This window comes from Paenibacillus tundrae (genome assembly GCF_030812775.1).
Classification (GTDB): domain Bacteria; phylum Bacillota; class Bacilli; order Paenibacillales; family Paenibacillaceae; genus Paenibacillus; species Paenibacillus tundrae_A.
Map to the genome: position 1 here is coordinate 1 of NZ_JAUSTI010000022.1, position 22,280 is coordinate 22,280.

General features: G+C 44.4%; 25 protein-coding genes. 7 read left to right on the plus strand and 18 right to left on the minus strand.

Annotated elements, in window-relative coordinates:
- Nucleotides 1-282: 282 nt before the first annotated feature.
- From gpmA to J2T19_RS25075, 3 genes are all read right to left on the minus strand, one after another.
- On the minus strand, nt 283-1,026 hold the full coding sequence (gpmA, locus tag J2T19_RS25065) for a 2,3-diphosphoglycerate-dependent phosphoglycerate mutase (RefSeq protein ID WP_145051782.1): 744 nt from the start codon (nt 1,024-1,026) through the stop codon (nt 283-285).
- Nucleotides 1,027-1,102: 76 nt separating this feature from the next.
- Nucleotides 1,103-1,687 carry a DUF420 domain-containing protein gene (locus tag J2T19_RS25070; protein WP_307220788.1) on the minus strand — a complete coding sequence of 195 codons (585 nt, stop codon included), beginning with the start codon at nt 1,685-1,687 and terminating at the stop codon, nt 1,103-1,105.
- Between the two features lie 66 nt (nt 1,688-1,753).
- A complete protein-coding gene (locus J2T19_RS25075) occupies nt 1,754-1,918 on the minus strand; it encodes a hypothetical protein (protein WP_307220790.1) in 165 nt (54 codons plus the stop codon).
- A gap of 143 nt (nt 1,919-2,061) precedes the next feature.
- Here J2T19_RS25075 and J2T19_RS25080 point away from each other — a divergent pair, with 143 nt between their 5' ends.
- The 3 genes from J2T19_RS25080 (at nt 2,062) to J2T19_RS25090 (ending at nt 4,619) form a co-directional block, all read left to right on the plus strand.
- Nucleotides 2,062-3,255 carry a cation:proton antiporter gene (locus J2T19_RS25080; protein WP_307220792.1) on the plus strand — a complete coding sequence of 398 codons (1,194 nt, stop codon included), beginning with the start codon at nt 2,062-2,064 and terminating at the stop codon, nt 3,253-3,255.
- Between the two features lie 260 nt (nt 3,256-3,515).
- Nucleotides 3,516-4,169 carry a transcriptional regulator gene (locus J2T19_RS25085; RefSeq protein WP_307220794.1) on the plus strand — a complete coding sequence of 218 codons (654 nt, stop codon included), beginning with the start codon at nt 3,516-3,518 and terminating at the stop codon, nt 4,167-4,169.
- Nucleotides 4,170-4,466: 297 nt separating this feature from the next.
- Nucleotides 4,467-4,619: a hypothetical protein gene (locus J2T19_RS25090; protein WP_307220797.1), complete on the plus strand. Its 153-nt coding sequence runs from the start codon at nt 4,467-4,469 to the stop codon at nt 4,617-4,619.
- Between the two features lie 469 nt (nt 4,620-5,088).
- On the opposite strand, the gene J2T19_RS25095 is transcribed toward J2T19_RS25090, so the two are convergent.
- The 10 genes from J2T19_RS25095 to J2T19_RS25140 form a co-directional block, all read right to left on the minus strand.
- Nucleotides 5,089-5,574, minus strand: coding sequence for a DedA family protein (locus J2T19_RS25095; protein WP_307220799.1), 486 nt, complete (start codon nt 5,572-5,574; stop codon nt 5,089-5,091).
- Nucleotides 5,575-5,588: 14 nt separating this feature from the next.
- Nucleotides 5,589-6,134, minus strand: coding sequence for a CDP-diacylglycerol--serine O-phosphatidyltransferase (gene pssA, locus J2T19_RS25100; protein ID WP_145051795.1), 546 nt, complete (start codon nt 6,132-6,134; stop codon nt 5,589-5,591).
- 21 nt (nt 6,135-6,155) lie between these two features.
- Nucleotides 6,156-7,916 carry a sensor histidine kinase gene (locus J2T19_RS25105; protein ID WP_307220801.1) on the minus strand — a complete coding sequence of 587 codons (1,761 nt, stop codon included), beginning with the start codon at nt 7,914-7,916 and terminating at the stop codon, nt 6,156-6,158.
- Entirely contained in the window at nt 7,913-8,593 is a 681-nt protein-coding gene (locus J2T19_RS25110; RefSeq protein ID WP_145051798.1) for a response regulator transcription factor, read from the minus strand. Before J2T19_RS25110 ends, J2T19_RS25105 begins: the two co-directional genes overlap by 4 nt.
- A 273-nt stretch (nt 8,594-8,866) precedes the next feature.
- On the minus strand, nt 8,867-9,679 hold the full coding sequence (gene thiD, locus J2T19_RS25115; protein WP_307220804.1) for a bifunctional hydroxymethylpyrimidine kinase/phosphomethylpyrimidine kinase: 813 nt from the start codon (nt 9,677-9,679) through the stop codon (nt 8,867-8,869).
- 106 nt (nt 9,680-9,785) lie between these two features.
- The gene (locus tag J2T19_RS25120; RefSeq protein WP_307220806.1) at nt 9,786-10,493 is read right to left on the minus strand and encodes an ABC transporter permease; all 708 of its coding nucleotides are present in this window, start codon (nt 10,491-10,493) and stop codon (nt 9,786-9,788) included.
- Complete coding sequence (locus J2T19_RS25125; protein WP_307220809.1) at nt 10,477-11,400, minus strand: ABC transporter ATP-binding protein; 924 nt, start codon at nt 11,398-11,400, stop codon at nt 10,477-10,479. The genes J2T19_RS25120 and J2T19_RS25125 overlap by 17 nt, the downstream gene beginning before the upstream one ends.
- A gap of 386 nt (nt 11,401-11,786) precedes the next feature.
- On the minus strand, nt 11,787-12,722 hold the full coding sequence (locus tag J2T19_RS25130; protein WP_307220812.1) for a sensor histidine kinase: 936 nt from the start codon (nt 12,720-12,722) through the stop codon (nt 11,787-11,789).
- Nucleotides 12,719-13,462, minus strand: a complete 744-nt coding sequence (locus J2T19_RS25135) for a response regulator transcription factor (RefSeq protein ID WP_370874957.1) — start codon at nt 13,460-13,462, stop codon at nt 12,719-12,721. Before J2T19_RS25135 ends, J2T19_RS25130 begins: the two co-directional genes overlap by 4 nt.
- Nucleotides 13,463-13,703: 241 nt before the next feature.
- Complete coding sequence (locus J2T19_RS25140) at nt 13,704-14,546, minus strand: DegV family protein (protein ID WP_307220816.1); 843 nt, start codon at nt 14,544-14,546, stop codon at nt 13,704-13,706.
- 347 nt (nt 14,547-14,893) lie between these two features.
- On the opposite strand from J2T19_RS25140, the gene J2T19_RS25145 reads away from it, so the two are divergent.
- On the plus strand, nt 14,894-15,571 hold the full coding sequence (locus J2T19_RS25145; RefSeq protein ID WP_307220818.1) for a succinylglutamate desuccinylase/aspartoacylase family protein: 678 nt from the start codon (nt 14,894-14,896) through the stop codon (nt 15,569-15,571).
- 97 nt (nt 15,572-15,668) lie between these two features.
- On the opposite strand, the gene J2T19_RS25150 is transcribed toward J2T19_RS25145, so the two are convergent.
- From J2T19_RS25150 to J2T19_RS25165, 4 genes are all read right to left on the minus strand, one after another.
- A complete protein-coding gene (locus J2T19_RS25150) occupies nt 15,669-16,094 on the minus strand; it encodes a MerR family transcriptional regulator (protein WP_307220820.1) in 426 nt (141 codons plus the stop codon).
- A 126-nt stretch (nt 16,095-16,220) separates the two neighbouring features.
- Nucleotides 16,221-16,640 carry a FixH family protein gene (locus J2T19_RS25155; RefSeq protein WP_307220822.1) on the minus strand — a complete coding sequence of 140 codons (420 nt, stop codon included), beginning with the start codon at nt 16,638-16,640 and terminating at the stop codon, nt 16,221-16,223.
- A 41-nt stretch (nt 16,641-16,681) separates the two neighbouring features.
- Nucleotides 16,682-17,134, minus strand: a complete 453-nt coding sequence (locus J2T19_RS25160; protein ID WP_307220825.1) for a disulfide oxidoreductase — start codon at nt 17,132-17,134, stop codon at nt 16,682-16,684.
- Between the two features lie 362 nt (nt 17,135-17,496).
- Complete coding sequence (locus J2T19_RS25165; protein WP_442418859.1) at nt 17,497-19,128, minus strand: copper amine oxidase N-terminal domain-containing protein; 1,632 nt, start codon at nt 19,126-19,128, stop codon at nt 17,497-17,499.
- A 316-nt stretch (nt 19,129-19,444) separates the two neighbouring features.
- Between J2T19_RS25165 and J2T19_RS25170 the strand changes: the two genes are divergently transcribed.
- Both J2T19_RS25170 and J2T19_RS25175 read left to right on the plus strand, forming a co-directional pair.
- Nucleotides 19,445-19,645, plus strand: coding sequence for a DUF6199 family natural product biosynthesis protein (locus J2T19_RS25170; RefSeq protein WP_307220829.1), 201 nt, complete (start codon nt 19,445-19,447; stop codon nt 19,643-19,645).
- Between the two features lie 53 nt (nt 19,646-19,698).
- On the plus strand, nt 19,699-19,899 hold the full coding sequence (locus J2T19_RS25175; RefSeq protein WP_128103625.1) for a hypothetical protein: 201 nt from the start codon (nt 19,699-19,701) through the stop codon (nt 19,897-19,899).
- A gap of 42 nt (nt 19,900-19,941) precedes the next feature.
- On the opposite strand, the gene J2T19_RS25180 is transcribed toward J2T19_RS25175, so the two are convergent.
- Nucleotides 19,942-20,787 carry an aminoglycoside phosphotransferase family protein gene (locus J2T19_RS25180; RefSeq protein WP_307220831.1) on the minus strand — a complete coding sequence of 282 codons (846 nt, stop codon included), beginning with the start codon at nt 20,785-20,787 and terminating at the stop codon, nt 19,942-19,944.
- A gap of 250 nt (nt 20,788-21,037) precedes the next feature.
- Between J2T19_RS25180 and J2T19_RS25185 the strand changes: the two genes are divergently transcribed.
- Nucleotides 21,038-22,144 (plus strand): stalk domain-containing protein, encoded by a 1,107-nt coding sequence (locus tag J2T19_RS25185; protein WP_307220833.1) that lies wholly within the window; start codon nt 21,038-21,040, stop codon nt 22,142-22,144.
- Nucleotides 22,145-22,280: the final 136 nt, after the last annotated feature.

Consider the following 22,280-nt stretch of genomic DNA (forward strand, 5'->3'; position numbering starts at 1 on the left):
GTATCGTTGCCGCTGTTCTCCCATGTGGACACACCTCCGTTAGCCTTATTATCCTTCTGTCCGTTAACGGGTGTCCACTTTTTATTCTAGTTCCATTCATCCCATATCTCACTTAAGACATAAATTATGCATGTAATTATATAGGCTAATTGAACGGGTATGATCCATAGCTTTTCTGATCTAAACCCAGCTGAAGTGTTATGTTACGAAATTACGTTGATTCGCTAAACGCACAAAAAATGACCCCCACATGTGAATGCAGGGGTTATCTCGTCTTTAATATTAATCTGATGGTGTTGCCACATGCGTCATTTCTTCATGCTTATACGTTGAACCATCAGCTGTCAGATAAAAGTGTCCGATCGGATGAAGATCCTCATCCAATTCGTAGACAAGCGGAATGCCCGTTGGAATATTAAGCGCCATCACATCGGCTTCAGACATCTGATCTAAGTGCATGACCAATGAACGGAGCGTATTGCCATGAGCAGAGATAAGCACCCGTTTACCAGCCGATACAACCGGTTTGATCTCGTTGTCCCAATACTCCAGTACCCGCTTCGATGTATCCAGTAAGTTCTCCGTGCGAGGAATGGTACAACCCAATCGGGCATACTTGTCCTGATCTTGAACGTAACGTTCATCCGTCTCGTCTAGAGCTGGGGGCGACACGCTAATGGAGCGTCTCCACTCCATCACTTGATCTTCCCCATACTTAACTGCGGTCTGTTGTTTGTTCAAGCCTTGCAGAGCACCATAGTGGCGTTCGTTCAGCTTCCATGTCTTCGTAATAGGAATCCACATGCGATCCATCTCATCTAATGCGATATCCAATGTTCGTATGGAACGTTTCAGTACAGAAGCATAAGCATAGTCAAAATCAAACCCCTGCTCCTTCAAAATCTTACCGGCTTTACGGGCTTCTCCGTACCCATCTGTGGTCAGATCCACATCCGTCCAGCCCGTAAAACGATTTTCTACATTCCACATACTCTGTCCATGGCGAATTAATACAACTCTGTACACGACCGTGAACCTCCTTCCATGGAAACATTACCCGCAAGTGCTACAGGATATACTTCGTAAAACTTTATTTATGACATTAATAATATGGTGCCATCATCAGGTAGACTACCACACCTGTAGAGCTGACATACAGCCAGATCGGCATCGTCCAACGAGCGATTTTACGGTGTTTCTTCAATTGATTCGTCCAGCCCCATACCAGGGTGAATAGAGCCAATGGCACAATCAACGCTGCCAGAATACTGTGCGTAATCAGAATGAAGAAATAAATGGAACGAATGATGCCTTCTCCGCCATATTTTGAAGTTTCCGGGGAGAGGTAGTGGAATGACAAATATGTCACAAGGAATAACATTGTCGTCGAAAATGCAGCAATAATAAATCGTTTGTGTAATTTCACGTTTCGCTTGATAATGGCAATCAGTGCCGCTAGCAAGAAGATGAAGGTGAAGCTGTTGAATACAGCATTAAAACGCGGCAATATGGTAATATCAAAGTCTACACTTCCCTTATAGCCGATCGATGGCGCGAAGAACAACAATAAAATAATGACATTGGCGAGAATGGAAATGGTGATGATAATACCTGCAAAATTTTTATTACTGGTCGGGGTAATTTGGTTCGATTGATTGTTCGGGTCCCCTTTGGCCTGTTTGCCCAATGTAAAATCCTCCTCATATCCTAACTTCTATGTTCTATGTCATTATATCTCGGCATTTGTCGGCTGTTAAGTGACAACACTCTGAACAAAAATGGACGCCAGTACCCATTTATACTGCCCAACGCCCCGTTTTTGATGAATCGGTTGTGCAATGTATTTACCCATCGCCGCAAATATGTTATAATTAATGTCATTAATCACATACGCGTTTAACAAGGAGGAGCCTGTCACCAAGGCCCCTCCTTGTCTTCTATTGGCATGTCAGGGTGCGGTTATTACTGCCCTAACATGTCATTTTTTTTTGTTTATTCGCTGGTATGAAGCCGCCTTGGTGAGGCAACCTATAAACGCTACTGTCGGAGAGGAGTACATGTATGGAATTTATTTTATCTCTTGCTTTGATTCTAATTTTCACCAAACTCGCGGGTGACTTATCGGTAAGACTTGGTCAACCATCTGTGCTGGGGAAATTAATCGTCGGTGTTATCCTTGGTCCCGCTCTACTGAACTGGGTACCCAAGTCCGATTTCGTTCACTATATGGCCGAGATCGGAGTACTATTATTGATGTTTATTGCGGGTCTTGAGACGGATCTAGAGCAATTGAAGAAAAATTGGAAGGCTGCTTTTGCAGTTGCTGTCGGTGGAGTAATTCTTCCTTTTATCGGTGGTTATGGAGCGGCTATTGGTTTCGGCATGTCCCAGACCCATGCTCTGTTCTTCGGACTTCTGTTCTGCGCTACCTCGGTGAGCATTTCGGTGCAAACGTTGAAGGATATGAATCAGCTCAGTTCACGGGAAGGAACGACGATTCTGGGAGCCGCTGTCGTAGATGATGTGCTGGTTGTTGTGTTACTGGCTGTCATGATGAGCTTGCTTGGAACAGGTGCGGGAGATATTTCAATTAGCCTGCTTATTGGTAAGAAGTTATTGTTCTTCGTAATTATCATCGCTGCTGGATGGTTCTTGGTTCCACGAATTATGAAATGGATGGAGCCGCTTAAGGTAACTGAAACCGTTATTACAGCAGGACTAATCATCTGCTTCGGATTCTCCTATTTTGCAGAGTGGATGGGCGTTGCAGGCATTATCGGTGCGTTCGCTGCAGGAATCGCTATTTCCCAGACAAGCTTCAAGCATGAAGTGGAGACCAAGCTAGAACCGATTGCTTACGGTATTTTTGTTCCTGTATTCTTCGTGAGTATTGGATTGAATGTGCAGTTTGATGGAGTTGGTTCTCAAATCTGGTTTATTGTCGTAATCAGTTTGATCGCCATTGTAACGAAGCTGCTCGGCGGTGGAGCTGGTGCTCTGCTCACTGGTTTTGATCGAAAGTCTTCCCTAGCTATAGGCTCAGGTATGATATCCCGAGGAGAGGTCGCACTTATTATTGCGTCAACAGGGCTTGCTTCTGGTCTTCTGGACTCTGAGTATTTCACAAGTGTTGTGATTATGGTTATTATTACGACTCTGGTAACACCACCACTCCTCAAAATCACGTTTAGTCGCAAAAAGGGCGAACGCCAGATTGAACAGGAAATTCAACAAGAATCGAATATTTCTGGGTAAGTGATCGAGTCTTGGAGCGGGGCACCGCTTGCACTGGGAGTTACAAGGTTGCATAAGTTCAAACAGGTGAAGTGTTGAAAACATTCCTTAGTTAAAGCTATACTTGCTTAATAAAATGCAATATAACGGTCGTGAAGCACACGCCGCTTTGACCCATTCCTCCCCTTCAACACGAAGGTGGTAGAAATGGGCAAAGCGGCTTTTTGTATTTTTTTATATATCGACCTGAAGTCTTACTATTTATAGAGGAGATGGATATGATGAGCATTGAATTTGATAAGGCTTATGAAGAGTGGATGACCTCCCTTTTGGAGAATGAAATGAACCCCAGGGTGTTATCTAGAATAGAGAATGGACTTGAACATGGCACATTAGAGTTTTTGCGTTCCGTTTGGTTTCCAGTAATGAAAAACTTTAACCATTTGCAACCCGAATGGGAGGTTCGTGACTTTCATAACGGCTTTCGGTATCTGGATTTAGCTTATCTGCCTGGTAACGGCATTAAGGGGAGTATTGAAATTCAAGGATACGGGCCACATGCCCGTGATCTTGATGTACGACGTTTCAAAGATTTATGCTGGCGGCATTGTCTGCTAACCCTCGATGATTGGATTGTTCTGCCGATTGCTTATCTCTCTATTAAGGATGAACCGAAGCGGTGCCAACAGCTTGTGCTATCGTTCATGGGGAAATTCATGGCCACGGACATTCCACCGTCCTTAACTTGGCTTGAAGCCGAAACTGTTCGTTATGCTAGACGTATCATTCGTCCATTTGCTCCCTTAGAACTCGCAACCCACCTGCGAATCACAGATCAGCATGCTCGAAGAGTTCTTCATAGCCTGATTGATCAGCAAATATTGCATGTCGCTAGTGGAACTAAACGATATCGAACTTATATCTTACGAACATGAGACACTCTATTTAGGCGATATAGCTACCTATCCAATAGTTAACGAACTCAGGACACCTTATTGAGCTCGTATGGAGTCAATCAGTATACTTTATCACGCTTTTTCATGAAATAAGGTCGCTGAGATTCGTTACAAGTTCAACACAGCTCATATACAGGAATTAAGCTCCCCTGAGTTCGTTAGAATTTTGGAGATGGCATTGAGGATGCTTGAAGTGACTACTTTTAACTCCAGTCAAGAACCACTTTAGCCACTTTAGTTTTGGTAGGTACTGGAGGATGATACTTTTGGCACTGAGTGCTGGAAGTCATCCGACGTACTGGAGGTACTGGAGGTACTGGAAGTTCTGGAGGTTCTGGAGGTTCTGGAGGTTCTGGAGGTTCTGGAGGTTCTGGAGGTTCTGGACGTACTGAGGTTCTAGAGGTTCTGGGGTTCTGGGGATTCTGGTAGTACCCGGAATGCTGAGATGCTGAGATGCTGAAGTATTATACTTACCGGAGGTTCCGGATTGCAATTACCATACAGCACTAATTAGCACCATGAGGAGCTACATAGGGAGGTGCGCAGGGAGTTACATGGAGAGTTACTTAGGGGCTCTAGTCTGAGGGAAAAATTTTTTCCGAATAACTCATGGCGTAGCTTATTCGCAAGGGTAAGGTTCTTTATTCCTCTGAGCGACTGAGCATGAGTCCATTTTTTTCTTAGTAGAATCTCTGAGTCCTCCTTCCAGCTAACTACCATTCTCATACATTTCCAAAGGTATCCAACCCATATAACAGTAAGTACTCGCCACTAGTCTATCATAGGCACACATCAGTAAATCCACGGCGACCGTATGTTAGAAAAAACAAAAAAGACCCCTTTGCACACAAAAGGTCTTTAGCTTAGTTTGCCCATCACGCTGATAGGCTGTCCGATTTTAAGTCAACACACCAACATAGAATCCAATCGATATGAACACAACGCACCACAGAAATGCACCGATGCCGGAGAAGAGGATATATCTTCCCATAGCCATACGACTGATCCCAGAGAAGCAGCACATCAGGTGACGAATCCCGGGAATGAAGTAGCCTAGAATGATGGACCAGTACCCATACTTCATAAACCAGGACTCTACCCTGACCAGCCGTTTGGCGTTTACCCCCACCCATTTACCGTATTTCACGACTAGCGGCCTGCCGGCCTTCTTGCCAATCATATAGCTGAGGAGTCCACCGGTGAACGCACCACCAAAACTAACAGCAATACTTACCGAATAATTCAAAACCGAGATCGAGGCAAGATAACCGACAAATGTCATCATCACCTCGTCCGGTATAGGCATACCGATTACACCCAGCGCCAGTAGTCCATAGATTGCGAAATAGCCGTACTGACCAATAAATTCTTTTGCAAATTCCATCACTGACTCGCTCCTTATTTCGGTTCCACGATATCCTTCTCTTGAGGCGTCAACACCTGTTTTAGAGAGGGGAATCGAATTTGGCTAACCATTAGACCAGATAACACAACGATGACGAGATAGGCTACACCAAGAGTAAAATAAGGGCTCCATAGAGCGAAAAAGGACATTAGGCCACCTGCAAATGTAATCGGCATGCCGACAAAACCTTGACTCGCTGTCTTCTGGCAATTGTAGCGTGCCAGTCGGAGAGCACCACAGATCGGAAACAGAGCTGTAAGTGCCATTCCCAAAATACTTCCTCCGTTCATAACGTTCAGATACAGAATCAGTATTGGAGCTGTACCGAATGAAATCACATCAGCAAGGGAGTCTAGTGCTTTGCCAAATTCCCCTTCACAGTGCAATTTACGAGCAGCAAAACCGTCAAACAAATCAAAGAACATTGCGACCCAGATTAACGTTACAGCAAGTGCAAATTCCCCATGTATGGCCATAATGACCGCCAGCATACCCGAAGTTAAATTACCCAAGGTTAAAATTGATGGCAAAGATTTCATAAGACTTAACTCCCTTTCTAACTAAGCATTAGGAAAAATAATGTAGAAGCGGACTCCGTCTGGTGTATTCTCAACTCCGTAACGACATCCATGTAGATCCAGAATCTGCTTCGCAATGGCCAGGCCAAGCCCGGTTCCCCCCATTTTGCGATTACGTGAACGCTCTACCCGGTAAAATCGTTCCCATATATTCTGACGTTCAGGTTCCGATATACCTTCACCTTTGTTCTCGATAGAGATACGAACCTGACCTTCCAGACGGCTAATCTCAATCAAGATGTCTGATTGCGGCACAGCATGGCGGATCGCGTTCATCAGCATATTGTAAATTACTTGCTCCAGCTTACTGCGATCTCCCTCAACAGTCTGCTCTGTTGTGGAGACCAACACGACATGAAGTTCTTTTCCCTTCAATTGTGGACTCAGACGTCCAGCAATATCTTCTATCATATCTCCGAGAGCTACTGCATCGGTGTTCAGCTTAATGGCTTGCGATTCTAGCCGAACAAGATCCAGCATCTCTTCGACCATCGTTTCCATTTTTACAGCTTCATCTGCAATAATCTCAATGTAGCGTTCACGTTTGTTCTCACTTACACCATCTCTTAGCCCTTCAGAATATCCTTTGATGATACTGATTGGCGTTTTGAGTTCATGCGAGGCATCTGCAAAAAATTCACGCTGTCGCTTCTCGATCCGCTGCTTCATCTCCATATCTGTGCGCATCTGACTATTCGCCTGTCGGAGCTCCTCCAGCGTCTGCCCAAGTGTCGTCGACAGAGCATTCAGACTTTCAGACAAACTACCGATCTCATCATTACGCCGAATAGGTGATTTTACAGTGAAGTCTAACGTTGACATCTTCTTGGCCACATGATTCAGTGCCAGTAGTGGCTTCGTAACGATACGCGATAGTAACAGAGCCAGGAACAATATGAGTACAAATGCAGCAATTCCGAAATACCCATAGAATAACCTTGTCGCTTCATTGGCTTCACGCATCTCCTGCAGAGATGTCAACGAGAAGATAAGCTGTTGTTCCCCTGATTCAGCATTGCGAACTGGGGCTATGGCGATTACATTACGTACTCCACTCCAACTATCCGTCCATTCCTGATTTAACATCTTCCCATTCTTCAGACTAAGTTGATTCTCTGATGAAAGAGGGAAGAAACTATCCAATGCTTGCACGAGTAAACCTTGCCGCTGACTCCATGTCCCCAGGTTGGGAAGAACGACTTTGGTCAATATGCCAGACCACTCCTGCACAGGTTCATTCAATTCTTCGAAGCTCCCTGTCCCCCATACCGAAGTGTTGTTGTCTTTGATCTTGAAGGGATAGATCATCGGTTCATGCAATCCATTGGCTGATCCCGTTATGGTCAATTGCTGTCCATATTTCAGGTGGGAAGCGATCCAGCCCGCATTTTCACTGTTGATAAAAAGGGACAGCGACACTTCTACTTCCGAACCATCCTCTTGCAGCAACGTAATGTGAAATGGATCATTCACGAGCTTGCCAGTGTTGGTCAGGATGACCAGATGAGACTGATTCTGACGCATGAATTTGCCGGTTTCCTTCGCCAGTTGTATATCATTCCAATGTCCTGTGGAATACTGTTGTTCAAATCTCGACAATTTTTTCTTAATGCTGGTAATCTTCTGGTGTTGGTAGAAGTCCGGGAACCATACCAGCTGAGCAATCACAGTGGTTCCGTACAGTAGGAGCAAGAACCCCGCCATCACCAGAAACAGCTTCATCGTTACACCCGTACGTCTCATGCCTCAGCCTCAAATCGATAGCCGGTACCAATCACCGTACGAATACATTTGGCCTCTTCGCCAAGCTTGCTGCGAAGTTTCTTGATGTGTGTATCGACCACCCGAGAGTCCCCATCAAAATCATAGCCCCATACGCGGTTCAATATCGCATCACGGGATAACACCAGTCCCTGATTTCGTGTTAGATAGAGCAACAGTTCATATTCTTTAGGTGCCAATTCAATCTCGACGCCGTTTCGCTCAAGCCTTCTCGCCCAAGGATCCAACGTTACGTGTCCAAATCGAATGACACTCTGATCTTTACTAACGGCACCTTCGACCCTTTTCATTAATGTCTCTGCACGAGCCACAAGTACACGAGGACTAAACGGTTTGGTTACATAATCATCCACGCCAAGCTGGAAACCGTGAATCTTATCATCATCCTCCGATCGCGCAGTCAGCATGATAATAGGTACGGTCGATTGAGATCGAATATGACCACAAAGTGTCCATCCATCCATCTCCGGCATCAACACATCCAGAATAACCAAATCCACTTCATGCTGTTCTAACTGTTCAAGTGCCTCGAATCCGTGCTCGGCTTCTAGGACATTCCACTGTTCTTTTATAAAATAATCGGCCACAATCTCACGAATGCGGCTTTCGTCTTCCACCAGAAGCACTGTTCTGACCATGGCCGACTCTCCTTTTTAATTTCTGATATTAACATAACGATTCGGTGTGTCGTTCATGTGTCCAACAAAGCATCTAGATGATTAATTTCGGTGATAGCACCTTCTTACAGTTTTATATGTGCACTAAGAAATGAACGCCTAATACATACCAAATGTTACTATTTTTAAAAATAACACAAAAAGGTGGCCATCAACGAGCCTTTCACCGCTCATTGACAACCACCATGAAATTAAAGACCTATCGTCTCTGGCATGAATCGCACCTGTCGCGAATTAACGTTGATGCTCCAGGCGGTGTGCCGCATGCAGTGTCGGGCCAACAAAACGATTCAGTGGGAATCCACCCGCAATCGCTTTAGTAATAAAGGCTTTCCCTTCACAGACAGCCTCTTTCACGGTCAGACCGCGTGCCAAACCTGCGGTAATCGCTGCAGAGGTTGTGCATCCTGCTCCGTGCGTGTAACCAGAGCCAACAACATCAGCTTCATACCATTCATAGTTTTTACCGTCATAGAGAAGATCCATCGCTTTACCTGGATTAATTACACCACGATCTTTAATTAGGACATGCTTCGCCCCTTGGTCATGGATGATGGATGCAGCAGCTTCCATCTGTTCCTTCGAGCGAATTGGGCCACTTTTCGCGAGTTGTGAAGCTTCAAACAAATTCGGAGTAACCAGATCTGCGCCTGGCAACAAGAACTCAATCATCGCTTCTGTATTTTCAGGCTGCAACACTTCATCTGTACCTTTGCAGACCATTACCGGATCGATAACAATCTGTGGTAGTCCGCTGCGACGAATATGTTTAGCCACAAGCTCAATAATGTCTACAGAACCCAGCATGCCCGTCTTCATTGCATCAAATCCGATACCGTCTAGAACCGTACGAAGCTGTGCTTCCACTACATTTAATTCAACAGGAAAGACCTGGTGATCCCATGTTTCAGGCTTCATTGCCACAACGGTAGTCAATACGGTCATACCGTACACACCTAGCTCCTGAAAAGTTTTCAAATCGGCTTGAATTCCTGCACCGCCGCTTGTGTCTGAACCAGCTATTGTCAAAGTTTTTGGAATCGTCATGGTAGTTGCATTCTCCTTCATGTTTCAGTTGACATTATCCTATCCCTTGTACGAGCGGATGTCAATGGCATCTGAAGCCATACCGGGTATGCTTTTGAGCAGGATTTTAGTTCACGTCTTTTGTCTCTAGACGATGCATCGACATGGATGCAATCCATAAACCAATCGCCCCTAAGGTAATAGGGATAATAATAATGGAATTCAGTGAAAGCGAGGATCCGCTACCACCTGAACAGATAATAAACACTAAAATGATCGAAGAGACCAACGTGGCTGTAACCGACTTTTTACGCATACCGAAATACAATGGAATTAGCGCCATAGCCGCAGCAGACAGGGAGCTAATACTATACTTCAATAACAACCTCCATGCTTCATTGGCCGTTAATGCGTCTGTAACAAAAGGATAGTAATGATTCACGGTCAATAGGATTGCCCCCATCAATAAATCGGTGAACATGATCATAAAGAAGGTAAACCCAAATATGATAATCAATTTGGCAGCGATAATTTTATGGCGTTTGATCGGATAGGTGAACATGACGTTCATCGTTTTATTTCGGTACTCTTGGATAATGAACTTGGATAACAGCGCTCCGGCAAATACGATAAAGGTCGCTCTCGCACATACATCAATGAGCATAAAGGATACCGCATAGTTCGAATAAGCATAATCCTCCGCCCCTCGGTCGAGCGCAGCAATCATGGTCAGGAATCCCAAAATAACGATGTTAGCAATGCCCGCTGCAATCAGATTTTTAGAAAAGTGGTGTTTCCGCATCTCTAGTTCAATGAGCTTAAGCAACGTCTCCATCTCCCTTCACGAGATTAAGGAAGTGTTCTTCTAATGAATGTGATCGTTTGAAGATGGACTCAATCTGTACACCATGCTCGATTAGCTGGCTGGTTAACTGCGACGGAACAAGACCCGTATCATAGATGCGTAACGTCTGCTCATCCATTAACTTGAAGTTTTGGAGTCCAAGCTGATGTTCAATAACATAAGTTGCTTTGCGGATATCCACAGCCTGTAACTCGACATACTCGCTGTGAAGACCACGGATACTCTCCATCGACACTTCCTCTACTAATCTCCCGCCGCGAATGACGCCTACTGTATCAGCAATCTGCTCAATCTCTCCGAGAATATGGCTTGAGATTAATAAAGTGATCCGGTATTCCGTGCTGAGACGTTTGAATAAATCCCGCATTTCCTTAATCCCCACAGGATCAAGCCCATTGATTGGTTCATCCAGAATGAGCAATTCAGGGGTTGTGATGAGTGCTCGGGCAATACCGAGTCTTTGCTTCATCCCAAGGGAGAAATCACGAACGGCTTTCTTCCCGGTATCCTTCAGGCCCACTTTTTCTATCATGTCGTTGATTACTTTCTTGTTGTGGAAGCCCATATATTCACAATGAAGCTCCAAGTTATCTCTAGCCGATAATCTATCGTAGAAAAAGGGGTATTCGATAATACTTCCCATCCGCTTCAACACTTCGTAGGAGGTGGGTGTTAACTTTTCTCCGAACAATTCAATCTCGCCGAAGGTTGGCTTCACTAGGTTCGTCAGCATTTTCATGATCGTGGTTTTGCCTGCACCATTCGGCCCTAAGAAACCGTAAATTTCCCCTTGTTTAATATTCATATTAACGTCGGACACCACTTCTATACCCTCATATGTCTTGGACACACCTATCGTACGTGCAATATAAGTCATATCTCTTGTTCTCCTTTACGATACCTTTTGTGGTGCTCAAGAATCTATATAGAATCAACTAAAGAGTGTTACACTTACCACTGCGATGACAGAATAACGTTCCGATCGCTGTTATCCCCAGATTTTTTTGAATCCCTTCTGCAAAGGGAAAATCCGGGGATAAAGGCGAACGCTTCGCTTCTTCACGTTATTTCTGTCCTCTCCGTTCTCGTGTAAAAAAGTTTAGTTGAACATACGCAGCTTCATTCAGCCTTATTGATGAAACTGCTCTAAATGAACACGCACTACCGGGTTCTGATATCTGTATTGTAAAGAGAAATGTCTTCTTTTCTATTAATCATTTCTTACAAAAACCTTAATTTTACTTCATTTCAGAAATTATTCTTCTAACAAGGTTTTAAAGAGATCGAAAATACCGTTCTGTGGTGCGGAACACTCCGTAATTCAATGCTGCCTCCCATGCGCTCAACCAGCCTTTTGGTGATGGTGAGACCTAGACCGCTTCCCTGGTACTGTCGATTACGGGAGTCCTCCAGCGTATACATTCGCTCAAATACACGGCTATGCTCACTTTCCGGAATACCTTTTCCCTGATCCCATATTTCCAGCAACACGCCGTTACTTTTCGTATGATGAAGGGAGAGTCCTAACATTTTGCCGTCAGAGCCGTATTTCATCGCATTGGTTATAAGATTATTCAGTACACGGTCAAGCGCTTCCTCATTCGCTTGCACGAAAATATCCCCTTCGGGGATATCCAGTTTCACTTCCAAGCCAAGTCCTGTTAACATCTCGTAAAAGGAAATCATCTTCAGTCGGCATAGCTCACTTAGATTAACCCGAGTCATGGACAGCTCCATATCACCAGACTCCAGCTTCGCCAGATCAAAGAAGGAATGGATCAAACGCAGCACCTCCTGGGCTTTATCATGGATTTTGCCGATCATGACCTCTCGTTCTTGCTCCGTCAATGTTGGGCTATGCAGTAGTGTCTCACTATATCCAAGTACAACCGTTAACGGTGTTTTCAGATCATGGGAGATGTTGGACAGCATATTACGCATCTCTTTCTCCTGATTAGCATAACGAGCTCCAGTGCGGTGGGCGTAATCCAGAACTTGATTAATATCACGAAGAAGCTGCTGGATGGGAGCATCGTTGCTGAACACTAACAATCTCTCATATGTCCCCTGATCCAATAGATGTTCCAGTTTAAGGTGAATATAGTTCATCTGCTGGCTACGCTGAGCCAGTTTGATGGCTAAGATTACGACAACGAGTGCCAACCCTCCCGTAGAAATGCCCAAAAGGACGAGCATCATGTCTGTTCCACCTCCAGCTTATACCCGATTCCCCACAACGTCTTAATATATTGAGGTGCTGAAGGATCCCGTTCAATCTTCTCGCGCAGACGACGCATATGTACGTTAATAATGTTCTCGTCCCCATAATATTGGTCGTTCCAAACCGCAGCATAAATCTGAGCCTTCGTAAACACTTTGCCCGGGTGGGTAACTAACAATTTCAAAATACCAAATTCTTTAGAGGTTAATCGAATAGCGACGCCTTCTCGCTCCACTTCATAGGTGTCCATGTTCATTACCAACCCACCGAACTCCAGACGTTCATGCTGCACAGGTGCGTTGGGAGTTTCTATAGGCTGTGCCGTATAGTTGGCACGCCTGATGGCTGCTTTAATACGGGCAGTCAGTTCAATTAGCGAGAAGGGTTTACTTAGATAATCGTCTGCACCGAATCCAAGCCCTAGCGCCTTGTCTACCTCTCCATCCTTGGCTGATAGAATGAGTACTGGCACTAAGCTGACCGAACGGATCGTCTGCAACACTTCCATTCCATTTTTGCGAGGTAGCATCAGGTCTAGAATAACCAGATCGTATGCTTGCTTCGCCTGTTTGAACTGTTCCTCCGCTTCATAACCATCATAGGCATATGAAACGTCATAGCCCTCTTTTTCCAAATAAGGACCTACCATTTCACTAATCGAACGATCATCTTCAACAAGCAACAATCGGTGACTTGACACAACATTCCCCTCCAACATGTTCATTTGTCTTTATTACCTCACATTTTGTTTCAATTGGCAATGAGAGGATGTCTGGCATTCATACTCTTCTTATCACTGAATTAACATAGAAAAAACCGGCAGAATACCACTTGAATTCAGCATACATTACAACTGCTGTACCTCAAGGGCATCTACCGGTATATGAGATTAATTTATAATAGATATCAAGATCTAGACTAGGAACTGATGTTATCTAAAATGTAATCTAGAATGTTATCTATACGTGCTCATTTCTGAACCAGCATAGACCAATCGTGCCTGCGCCTGCATGAATACCAACCACAGGGATAAAAGGCATAATCTCGGTCTTGAGCCGTGGTAACAATTCGGATATCTGCTGTTTGATGGTCACCGCTTCATCTGGATTGTTGGCATGCATGATGCATACATGCTTCACTTTCTCCATATCCACTTTCAGCACATCCAGCATACGTTGCTTCGCACGTTTGAAAGTACGAATTTTCTCATTCACAACAACCTTGCCTTCCTCAAATCGCAGCAGCAGATGAATCTTCAACAGTTGACTCAAGACAAGCTGTGTTCCGGATACTCGCCCACTACGATGAAGATTCTGAAGGCTGGCCGGAATGAGGTAAAAGGACATATTCTCAATCATCTGTTCAATGTTAGCTTTGATCTCGGCTGCACTAGCACCTTGTTTCTGCCACTCCAGACCTTGCAGGATCATCTCCCGGTGAGGGTATGCACCTGCCCTCGAATCAATTGCAGTCACCTTCACACCTGCTATTTCCGCGGCCTGCATCGATGTGTGTAATGTACCACTAAGCGCAGTGGAACAATGAATGGTTATGATCTCATCGTATTGATCCTTCAATGACTCATACAATTCAATGAACTCGCCGATTGGCGGCTGTGAGCTGCTGGCTTTGGATGCTGTCTCCAGCTTTTCATAGAATAGTTCCGGTGATATATCCTCTGATTCCCGGTAACATTCCTCTCCAAATACAACACGCAGCGGTACAATATAAACATGATTTTGCTCAGCGAAAACAGGATCCAGTGTACTCGTACTATCGGTGACCCATGCAATTTTCTTCATGACATCCTTCTCTCTTGCCGGATTGGTTGTTCTGTATCTCCATTGGTCAGGCACATGCCCGGCTTAATATTTTAAGTTTAAATAGTTTAAGTTGTAAACGTTTACGACATTACTTTCTTAAGTATAAAGGAACAGACAGCCTGTTGTCTTGTGACGCACTCTTGAACAGGAGCATAAATGCCGAATTGTGGCAAAAAAATGTCTTCCCTGTGAAGGGATTAATTGGTATTTAACCAGATGAAGTATTTGGTGTACTACCCTTTTTGCAAAAGATAACAAAGGAGGCTGTTCAAATGCCGTTACAGACAAGAAGGACATGACGTATTGTAGTAACGGAGGTGAGCCTCATGCTTGTCAACAAACATATTCTTGCTTCATCGAGCGTACATGCTACCCCCTATTATGTTGTGCGCGGAGTGAACCCTGGTCCGGTCATGCTGATTACCTCGGGAGTACACGGTAATGAAACAGCCAGTATGGCTGCAGCGCAGCAGCTCGTCGATGATTGTATCGCAGGACGGCACATCATTCAGCGCGGGCTTCTCGTCATCATTCCACGGGTGCACCAGCAGGCATATCGGAAGAAAATTAGAGGCAAGCCAGATCTGAATCGCACCTTCCCACGCCGAATTTCAGGCAGAGCTAGGCATCCTCTGACCTCAGCAGTCTTTCATCTCGCCCGTCAATATCAACCAGATTGGTGGTTAGATCTGCATGAAGCCAATGGCTTATCCCAGCTCAGTTCCCGTGTTCTTGGACAAACGCTGATTACGAATCCCGGCAGTCGTGCGGTTCCAGCATGTAGACGCATCATTAAACAAATGAATCGTTCCATCGCGAACCAGGACAGACATTTCAATCTGAAGCAGCATGAACTGCCTGGGTCAGCACGCACAGCGGGTGCAAGACTTCTACAGGCTCGCACCGTCACTGTGGAGACGTGTTGGAGCTTGAAGCGTTCCGTGCGGATCAGGTATCAGCGCCAGATTGTGCATCATTTTTTACGGGAAGCGGGTTTTATGTAAATGAATAATGCATCATACTGTAATCAAAACAAATAGAACCTCTTCTCCGAAAGGTTGGGAAAGGGGTTCTTTTCGATATATATGTGGTGTATCCTTATCATTCTTGTGGCCTGGGAGAATCTTCTGCTTCCTCTGAAAGATTGCGGAAAGATCCTATATAAGTATGGATTTCGGATTCTGGCGTTAAGAGCAATGAAGCTAGAAGTGTCTGCATGTCCTTTAGGTTATTGATATGCTGTTGAATATCCGCAATTCGATTGCGAACCAACACTCTCAGTGTCTCACTGTCCATATCCTCTTGGCTGAGTAAGTGTAACGTTTCTTTTATATCTTTCAAGGAGTAACCTAGCGCTTGAGCATCCTTAATAAATTTAATTTTGACCACGTAATCCTCAGAATATCTGCGGTATCCATTCGATGCACGGATCGGTGCAGGTAGCACCCCGCTATCTTCATAATATCGGAGAGTCGCCATACTTAGTCCGGTACGCTTGGCTAGTTCTCCTCTCGTCATCGTGCTCATATCTCTTCCTCCGTCCTCATCATCGCTGGGCATACCTATAAAATAAACCTTGAAGTATACTTCAAGGTCAAGGTTATTATTTAATTTGTATTCGATATTTAAACTCGCAAATCCCATTTATGAGGCTTATTTCACTTCAACATTCTTTCTCGGCATACTGTGCATGGATCCCTGTGTTACGTGAGCTTGAACAACATAGGAGCCTGGCTCATCAAAGGTATACTCTACCTCGTAGATCCCATCTTCCACTTCTCTGGCCGTCAAAGCCCCTTGCTCCTCCAGTTTTTCTACGGTCATGTAACCTTCTTCGGGTGACACCGGAGGGGGCTCATTAAGCTTGTTCCAAATCTGAAACTGCACTTGATCCGCATCGCTAACTGGCGCGTCCCCCTGTGTCAACTTCAACTGTAAGGACACAGCCTCACCAGGTGAAGCCTGTTCAGGAACCATAAGCTGTACTTTGATCATGACCGGCATCTCGCCCGGTGCATTCTGCTCCTGATAAGAGCAAGCCGCGGTCAGTATAATCAACATAATAAAAGACATGCACCTACGGATATGTCCGCTCATCAACCATCTATCCTTTCTTACAAAGAAGATTTGGATGCTTTGCCAATGCCCCACAGCGCTACAATGATGATAATAAAAGCGATTAGAGCGAGCAGAGGAATCGTAATGAAGCCGAACCAATTCAGATAATCGGTGTAACAAGGAACTTTGCCGCAAGCCACAGCATTACCTGTAGCTGAGAAGATACGCTGGATCGTAACATGATATAGTGATATTCCGCCACCAACAAAGCTGAGCGGCAGTACATATTTGGCAATGCCCACATCATCCTTGAAATAAGCAATCCCGAGCACAATCGTTAACGGGTACATGAAAATCCGCTGGAACCAACACAGATCACAAGGAATGTATCCTTTAATTTCACTAAAATATAAACTGCCGCCTGTCGCAATGACAGAAACGGCCCAAGCAATGAATAATCGCGTGTCCACATTTTTCGCTGGACGCTCCGGTTTGGATGATGTACTCATTCCACTGTCCCCCTTTTATTTTGCTCATACTAAATAGATCATACATCATTCTAGGCTACATCGGCTATCCAAGCTGTTATGTAAGTCATTACTTGATGATTATACCAAATATTTGAATTTATTTGGATTTATTCGTGATCACATCGGATATGCTTATCCTTTTCAATATATGATCTACCGAAACGAAATCGGTATATAACAAAACTGCCCACTACATCCTAGAGCAGCATGTAGTGGGCAGCACAATATGTTAGATGATGATTACAATCCTGGGTAAGAAGAGCTACGCTCCCCAGAGAATATGGTCATGGTTTCTTGAAATAGTTTGGTGATCGACAACGTTACTTTATTCCATTTTCGAGTTACATCGATTTGGTTAGTGTAATGGAACCGTCTTTTTGTGCCCATTTCACGTCCCAGTTCAGCAACTCAGCAATAAAGCGCAGTGGTACTTGCGTACGACCATCTTTGTTGACAAATACGGTAGATCCTACGTTTTTCTTCACCCCATTAACTTCCATTACATTGTTGTTCACCCAGAATTCGAGCGTATCGTTGCCAGCCATGACCGTGACTTGCTGTGCCTTTTTGTCCCATTTCACGGTTGCACCGATACCTTCACTCAGGAAACGCAGTGGAATATAGGTTGTGTTTTTCCAGAGTACTGGCGTTGTATCCATATTGGTTGTTTTGTCGTTAATTTTCAACATTTTGCTGTTCACTTGCATCCATACGGTTGTCATTTCTGGAGCTGGTGCAGGCGTTGTTGGGGCTGCTGGCTCTCGAAACTTATCGTTGAATTGAGTCACAATCGCGTTACCCAATGCCTGACCTACACCGAACATCACTTTGAAGCCTTCACGATTCGTCGTGTAAGAAGCATCATAATTCCCTGCTGCATATTGGTCGAGGACTTTTTGTACTTGGTTCTCATGTGTTGTCAGCGCTTGTTGCCCTGCTGCTTTTGGCAGGTTGCCTGCTGTTGCAGCATCCAGGAATGTTGCGAACTCGGTTGTGAATCCATCAATACGTTTCTCTACGGCTGTACGAGCTGCCGCATCGTTGTTTTTAACAGCTTTTACATAATCACTTTGTGCATTAACGTGGTTGGTTACCCAAATTTTCTCGAACGCATTGGCGCCATCGTTACCGTAAACGGAAGCAATGGCTGCTTTGAAATCAGCGGTGTTTCCAGCTTCAGCTGTAATCAGTGCGTTGGAGGCTGCTGTGCGTCCATCGTATTCTTCCTGCATTTGCAGAGCAGAGAGCGCAAAGTGTTCGGATGCCAAGTGGTTGAGCGTAGATCTCAAATCAGCTGCTTTCGTGTCCGCTTTGGTGTGATCAAATTTCTCAGGCATTTGTGTAGTAATCGCTGTAGAAAGTGCTTTACTTACGTCAAACATTTCTTTGAAGCCTTCACGGTAAGCCTTGTATGCATCCGCATAATCTCCAGCGACGTATTCATCGAATACTTTTTGCACGAGATCTTCATGGACTTGCAAAGCCTGTTTGGCTGCTGCTTTTGGCAATTTGCCTTCGGTTGCTGTACTGAGGAATGTTGAGAATTCATCCACAAAACCGTTGATGTTCGCTTGAGCTTGCTTAATACCAGCTTGGTTACCCATTTTGGTTGCCTTCACTAGATCATCGGTGTATTTGTTATGTGCACGGAAGATACGCTCGAATTCCTTCGCACCAGCTTCACCGTACAGGGAAGCGATTGCTGGCTGCATATCCAGTGCATTTTGATCCAGTGCTTTGTATGCTGCATCGGCATCCTTTGCCCCATCATAAGCTTTTGCCATCGCGGTTACGGCGAGTGCAAAGTGTTCAGACAATAGGTGATCCAGGTTCGCTCTAAGGTCTGCAGCCGGTGTGTTCACCGATGCTTTCATCATTGTCATTGGTGTCTGTGGTGCAGAAGCAGCTCCTGCGATCCCTGGCATCAACAGTGTCAAACTAAGTACAGGTGCGATAAACTTCTTCATTTTCATCTTCATCATGTGTTCACTCCTAGTGTCGTTTTGGGTATCATTTCTTTCCTTGTCGTCATCTTCATAGGGTGTAACGTAGGCATTGCAGATTCGGATCACTCCAAATTCAAAAAAAAATCGCAACCCCCATGTAAGAGAGTCGCGAAAGCCCGTCAGGACAAGGATTATTCACCTTTTTAAATTTAAAATTTTCAATCTTAAAATCAATGATTAATCCAGGATGAGGGCACTCCCCCTTCCTTTTTTTGTATGATACAATGATGTCATGTGGTAAATCTCTAATTATTGTAATTCATTAATAGAAAGGCGCCTTCAAATGATTTTGACTATTGCCATTATCTTCAGTCTCATTGGATTACTTATGTTAATTGCTCCATCTTTTCTGTGGGTTATCACGGAAAAGTGGAAATCTTCTGACGCTACGGAACCTTCTGCTCTTTATACATTTTCCGTTCGAATCGGTGGGGCTGCCTGTTTAGTTATTGCCGCTTATGCAACATATGTATTTTTTGTATAACGACATATGTATCGATTCATATCTATTATTTTGAAAGGGAGGTCGAGCATACGTTGTTGCCTTATATCTTAGTTATTGCGATCGCTTTATTTGGTGGAATTGCTACGCTGGTCATCGGTAATTCGAAGGCGAATCAAACCAGCAATCCTGATTATGACCGCAAAACCAAGCAAAATCTGAGCCGGCTTTCGTATGTATATGTTTTTGCAATCGTGTTTGGCGTAGGTGGATTAATCCTTTATTTAGTGAACTAAATCTTTCTCAGGTATTAATTGATTCTCTCCATCACTCTGAATTCAACTCATTACCGTCTGACATTTACCGAGAAACGCTAGATTTCGCTCGACATAGGGAATTGTTGGAGCAATGATTCCCTTCTCTCTTATGATGGCTAACAATCCACGAATGACCCATAGATGGATCTGTTCATATAGAATGTCCCGATTAACGTCGCCTCCTTCAGAGCGATATCCACGTTCCAATTGAACTATTCGCTCCTCCAGCTCACACACTGTGATTGAGGATGAACAAGTCGAAGACAATATAGCTGCTAAGTCAAAATGATGGTTCCCACGCCGTACTTCTCCGACATCTATGATATACATATCACTCTCCGTGAATAGCACATTCCACAGCCCTAGGTCCCCGTGTATTACAGCCGTATGTTTCGATTGATACATGCTGCACTCCTCCACATGATCTGCCAATCGCCGTATTATCTCTGATGATGAATCCAGAATATCCCCACTTACTGCTTCCCATAATGGAGGTAGAGCAAACCGATCCTCCTGACCAAGTCTCGTCATATCCAGATGCATAATGCGTTGATGGAAACGTGCAGTTACTTCACCTAACTCAACATAATTTAGGCTTAGCGAGTGCTGCGGCACTACTTTTTCGATATAAGTCTGAACATTATAAATCATATGCCCAAGGGTAATATAGGGTAGACCTTCCTTTGTACACTGGATGCTTGGTGATAGTTTTGCAGGTGCCAGTGCCTGGTACACTTCATATTCAGCCAAAGCCTGTCGTTCATCCCTAAGCTGGCGCAACACATAGCTACCTGACGTGGTCTGCAGCAACATGGCCGTCGAACTTGTCCCTTGCTGCATCGTTGTGCAATTCATAATCTCCCCCATCACATACTGTGACGCTATATACCTCAGATCCATGTTGATCATATTCCCCTCTTACTTTCGTTTATCGTTTCGTTTGCCCTCTCTTTAAGATCATCATAACCTTTTCCTCATCGTTAACCATGACGCATATGTTTACAAGTTGGAGATAATTCAGAATTATTCTGGATATGTTCGAGGTTTAATATAAAGCCATAAGGGACAGCGAGCCCACAAGATACTAACTAATTCGAACTTGAAGGAGAGATAGATGATGAAAAAGAACATGAAGAAATCCGTAGCAACGATGATGGTACTGGGAATGACGTTAACTGGTGCAACAGGAGTATTTGCAGGTACACAACTGGAGAAAATCTCCGCCTATCTTAACCACGGAATCAGCTTCAACGTCGATGGTGCGGCTTACTCACCTACAGATGGCAATGGCAACAAACTGGCTCCAATCACATATAACAATTCCACGTATCTGCCTGTACGCGCACTGGCTGATGCACTGCATGTACCCGTATCCTATGACAGCCAAAAAGGACAAGTGATTATCGGTCAAGCGACTAACAATTCAACAGCTCTGACCAATGTAACGTATACTTCAGCACAAAAAGAAGCAATTCAGAAAGCTTTTGCCCAATTTGATGGTTTCGAGACGGCTTATGCACCACAACAAATGACTACAGGCGACACGTTCAAAAGTGTAGGTGCAGGTGGCGATGGTGTCAGCTTTATATTCAATCATATGAAAGTTGATGTCACACCAAGAGATTATTCAGACGGCTATTCAAGCAAAAATGTAAAACTGTCCAACGGAGTTACTGCCAAATGGTACACGCCAGACAAAACAGGTATGCTGACCTTCCAACTGGATGATCGTTACGTTACCATTAGCTCACCAGACCACAAGTTAACGCAAGCTCAGTTGCAACAAGTTGCGGTCTCAGTTCAGAAAACCAACAGCAACAATGATCAAGGCATCACGGCCTTTGCAGATGTGAACTACACCAAGCAACAACTGGATAATATCCGCAAGGCATTTGCGAAGTTCGACGGATTCAAAACCGCGTATGCGCCGCAGCATATGGTTGCCGGAGATACATTCAAGAGTGTAGGCGCTGGCGGTGATGGTGTAAACTTTGTATTCAATCGCATGAATGTAACGGTATCACCCAAAGACTATTCATTCAGCTATGATGGCAAAACGGTAAAATTACCAAACGGCGTATCTGCCAAATGGTATACTCCCGACCAGACCGATCTGCTGACCTTCCAACTGGATGATCGCTATGTAACGATAAGCTCGCCAAATAATCAATTGACTCACGCCCAACTGGAGCAAATGGCAGTCTCTGTGCAGAAGTTGAAATAAAGTTTGAGTTGATATTCGATAACAAGTCAGTCTTTTTCGAAAAATAGATTATAGAAAGCCATACCCCTAGGAATGTATGATGTCCTTAACAGGTATGGCTTTTGTTTTAGGTCCTTTTGGAACCACGCATATTCCG

Bases quoted from the DNA above. Each gene is read 5' to 3' on its own strand.
- J2T19_RS25080 (WP_307220792.1), top strand. From the start codon at position 2,062: ATGGAATTTATTTTATCTCTTGCTTTGATTCTAATTTTCACCAAACTC.
- J2T19_RS25085 (WP_307220794.1), top strand. From the start codon at position 3,516: ATGAGCATTGAATTTGATAAGGCTTATGAAGAGTGGATGACCTCCCTT.
- J2T19_RS25095 (WP_307220799.1), bottom strand. From the start codon at position 5,574: ATGGAATTTGCAAAAGAATTTATTGGTCAGTACGGCTATTTCGCAATC.
- pssA (WP_145051795.1), bottom strand. From the start codon at position 6,134: ATGAAATCTTTGCCATCAATTTTAACCTTGGGTAATTTAACTTCGGGT.
- J2T19_RS25105 (WP_307220801.1), bottom strand. From the start codon at position 7,916: ATGAGACGTACGGGTGTAACGATGAAGCTGTTTCTGGTGATGGCGGGG.
- J2T19_RS25110 (WP_145051798.1), bottom strand. From the start codon at position 8,593: ATGGTCAGAACAGTGCTTCTGGTGGAAGACGAAAGCCGCATTCGTGAG.
- thiD (WP_307220804.1), bottom strand. From the start codon at position 9,679: ATGACGATTCCAAAAACTTTGACAATAGCTGGTTCAGACACAAGCGGC.
- J2T19_RS25120 (WP_307220806.1), bottom strand. From the start codon at position 10,493: ATGGAGACGTTGCTTAAGCTCATTGAACTAGAGATGCGGAAACACCAC.
- J2T19_RS25125 (WP_307220809.1), bottom strand. From the start codon at position 11,400: ATGACTTATATTGCACGTACGATAGGTGTGTCCAAGACATATGAGGGT.
- J2T19_RS25130 (WP_307220812.1), bottom strand. From the start codon at position 12,722: ATGATGCTCGTCCTTTTGGGCATTTCTACGGGAGGGTTGGCACTCGTT.
- J2T19_RS25135 (WP_370874957.1), bottom strand. From the start codon at position 13,462: ATGTTGGAGGGGAATGTTGTGTCAAGTCACCGATTGTTGCTTGTTGAA.
- J2T19_RS25140 (WP_307220816.1), bottom strand. From the start codon at position 14,546: ATGAAGAAAATTGCATGGGTCACCGATAGTACGAGTACACTGGATCCT.
- J2T19_RS25145 (WP_307220818.1), top strand. From the start codon at position 14,894: ATGCTTGTCAACAAACATATTCTTGCTTCATCGAGCGTACATGCTACC.
- J2T19_RS25150 (WP_307220820.1), bottom strand. From the start codon at position 16,094: ATGAGCACGATGACGAGAGGAGAACTAGCCAAGCGTACCGGACTAAGT.
- J2T19_RS25155 (WP_307220822.1), bottom strand. From the start codon at position 16,640: ATGTCTTTTATTATGTTGATTATACTGACCGCGGCTTGCTCTTATCAG.
- J2T19_RS25160 (WP_307220825.1), bottom strand. From the start codon at position 17,134: ATGAGTACATCATCCAAACCGGAGCGTCCAGCGAAAAATGTGGACACG.
- J2T19_RS25165 (WP_442418859.1), bottom strand. From the start codon at position 19,128: ATGAAAATGAAGAAGTTTATCGCACCTGTACTTAGTTTGACACTGTTG.
- J2T19_RS25170 (WP_307220829.1), top strand. From the start codon at position 19,445: ATGATTTTGACTATTGCCATTATCTTCAGTCTCATTGGATTACTTATG.
- J2T19_RS25180 (WP_307220831.1), bottom strand. From the start codon at position 20,787: ATGGGGGAGATTATGAATTGCACAACGATGCAGCAAGGGACAAGTTCG.
- J2T19_RS25185 (WP_307220833.1), top strand. From the start codon at position 21,038: ATGAAAAAGAACATGAAGAAATCCGTAGCAACGATGATGGTACTGGGA.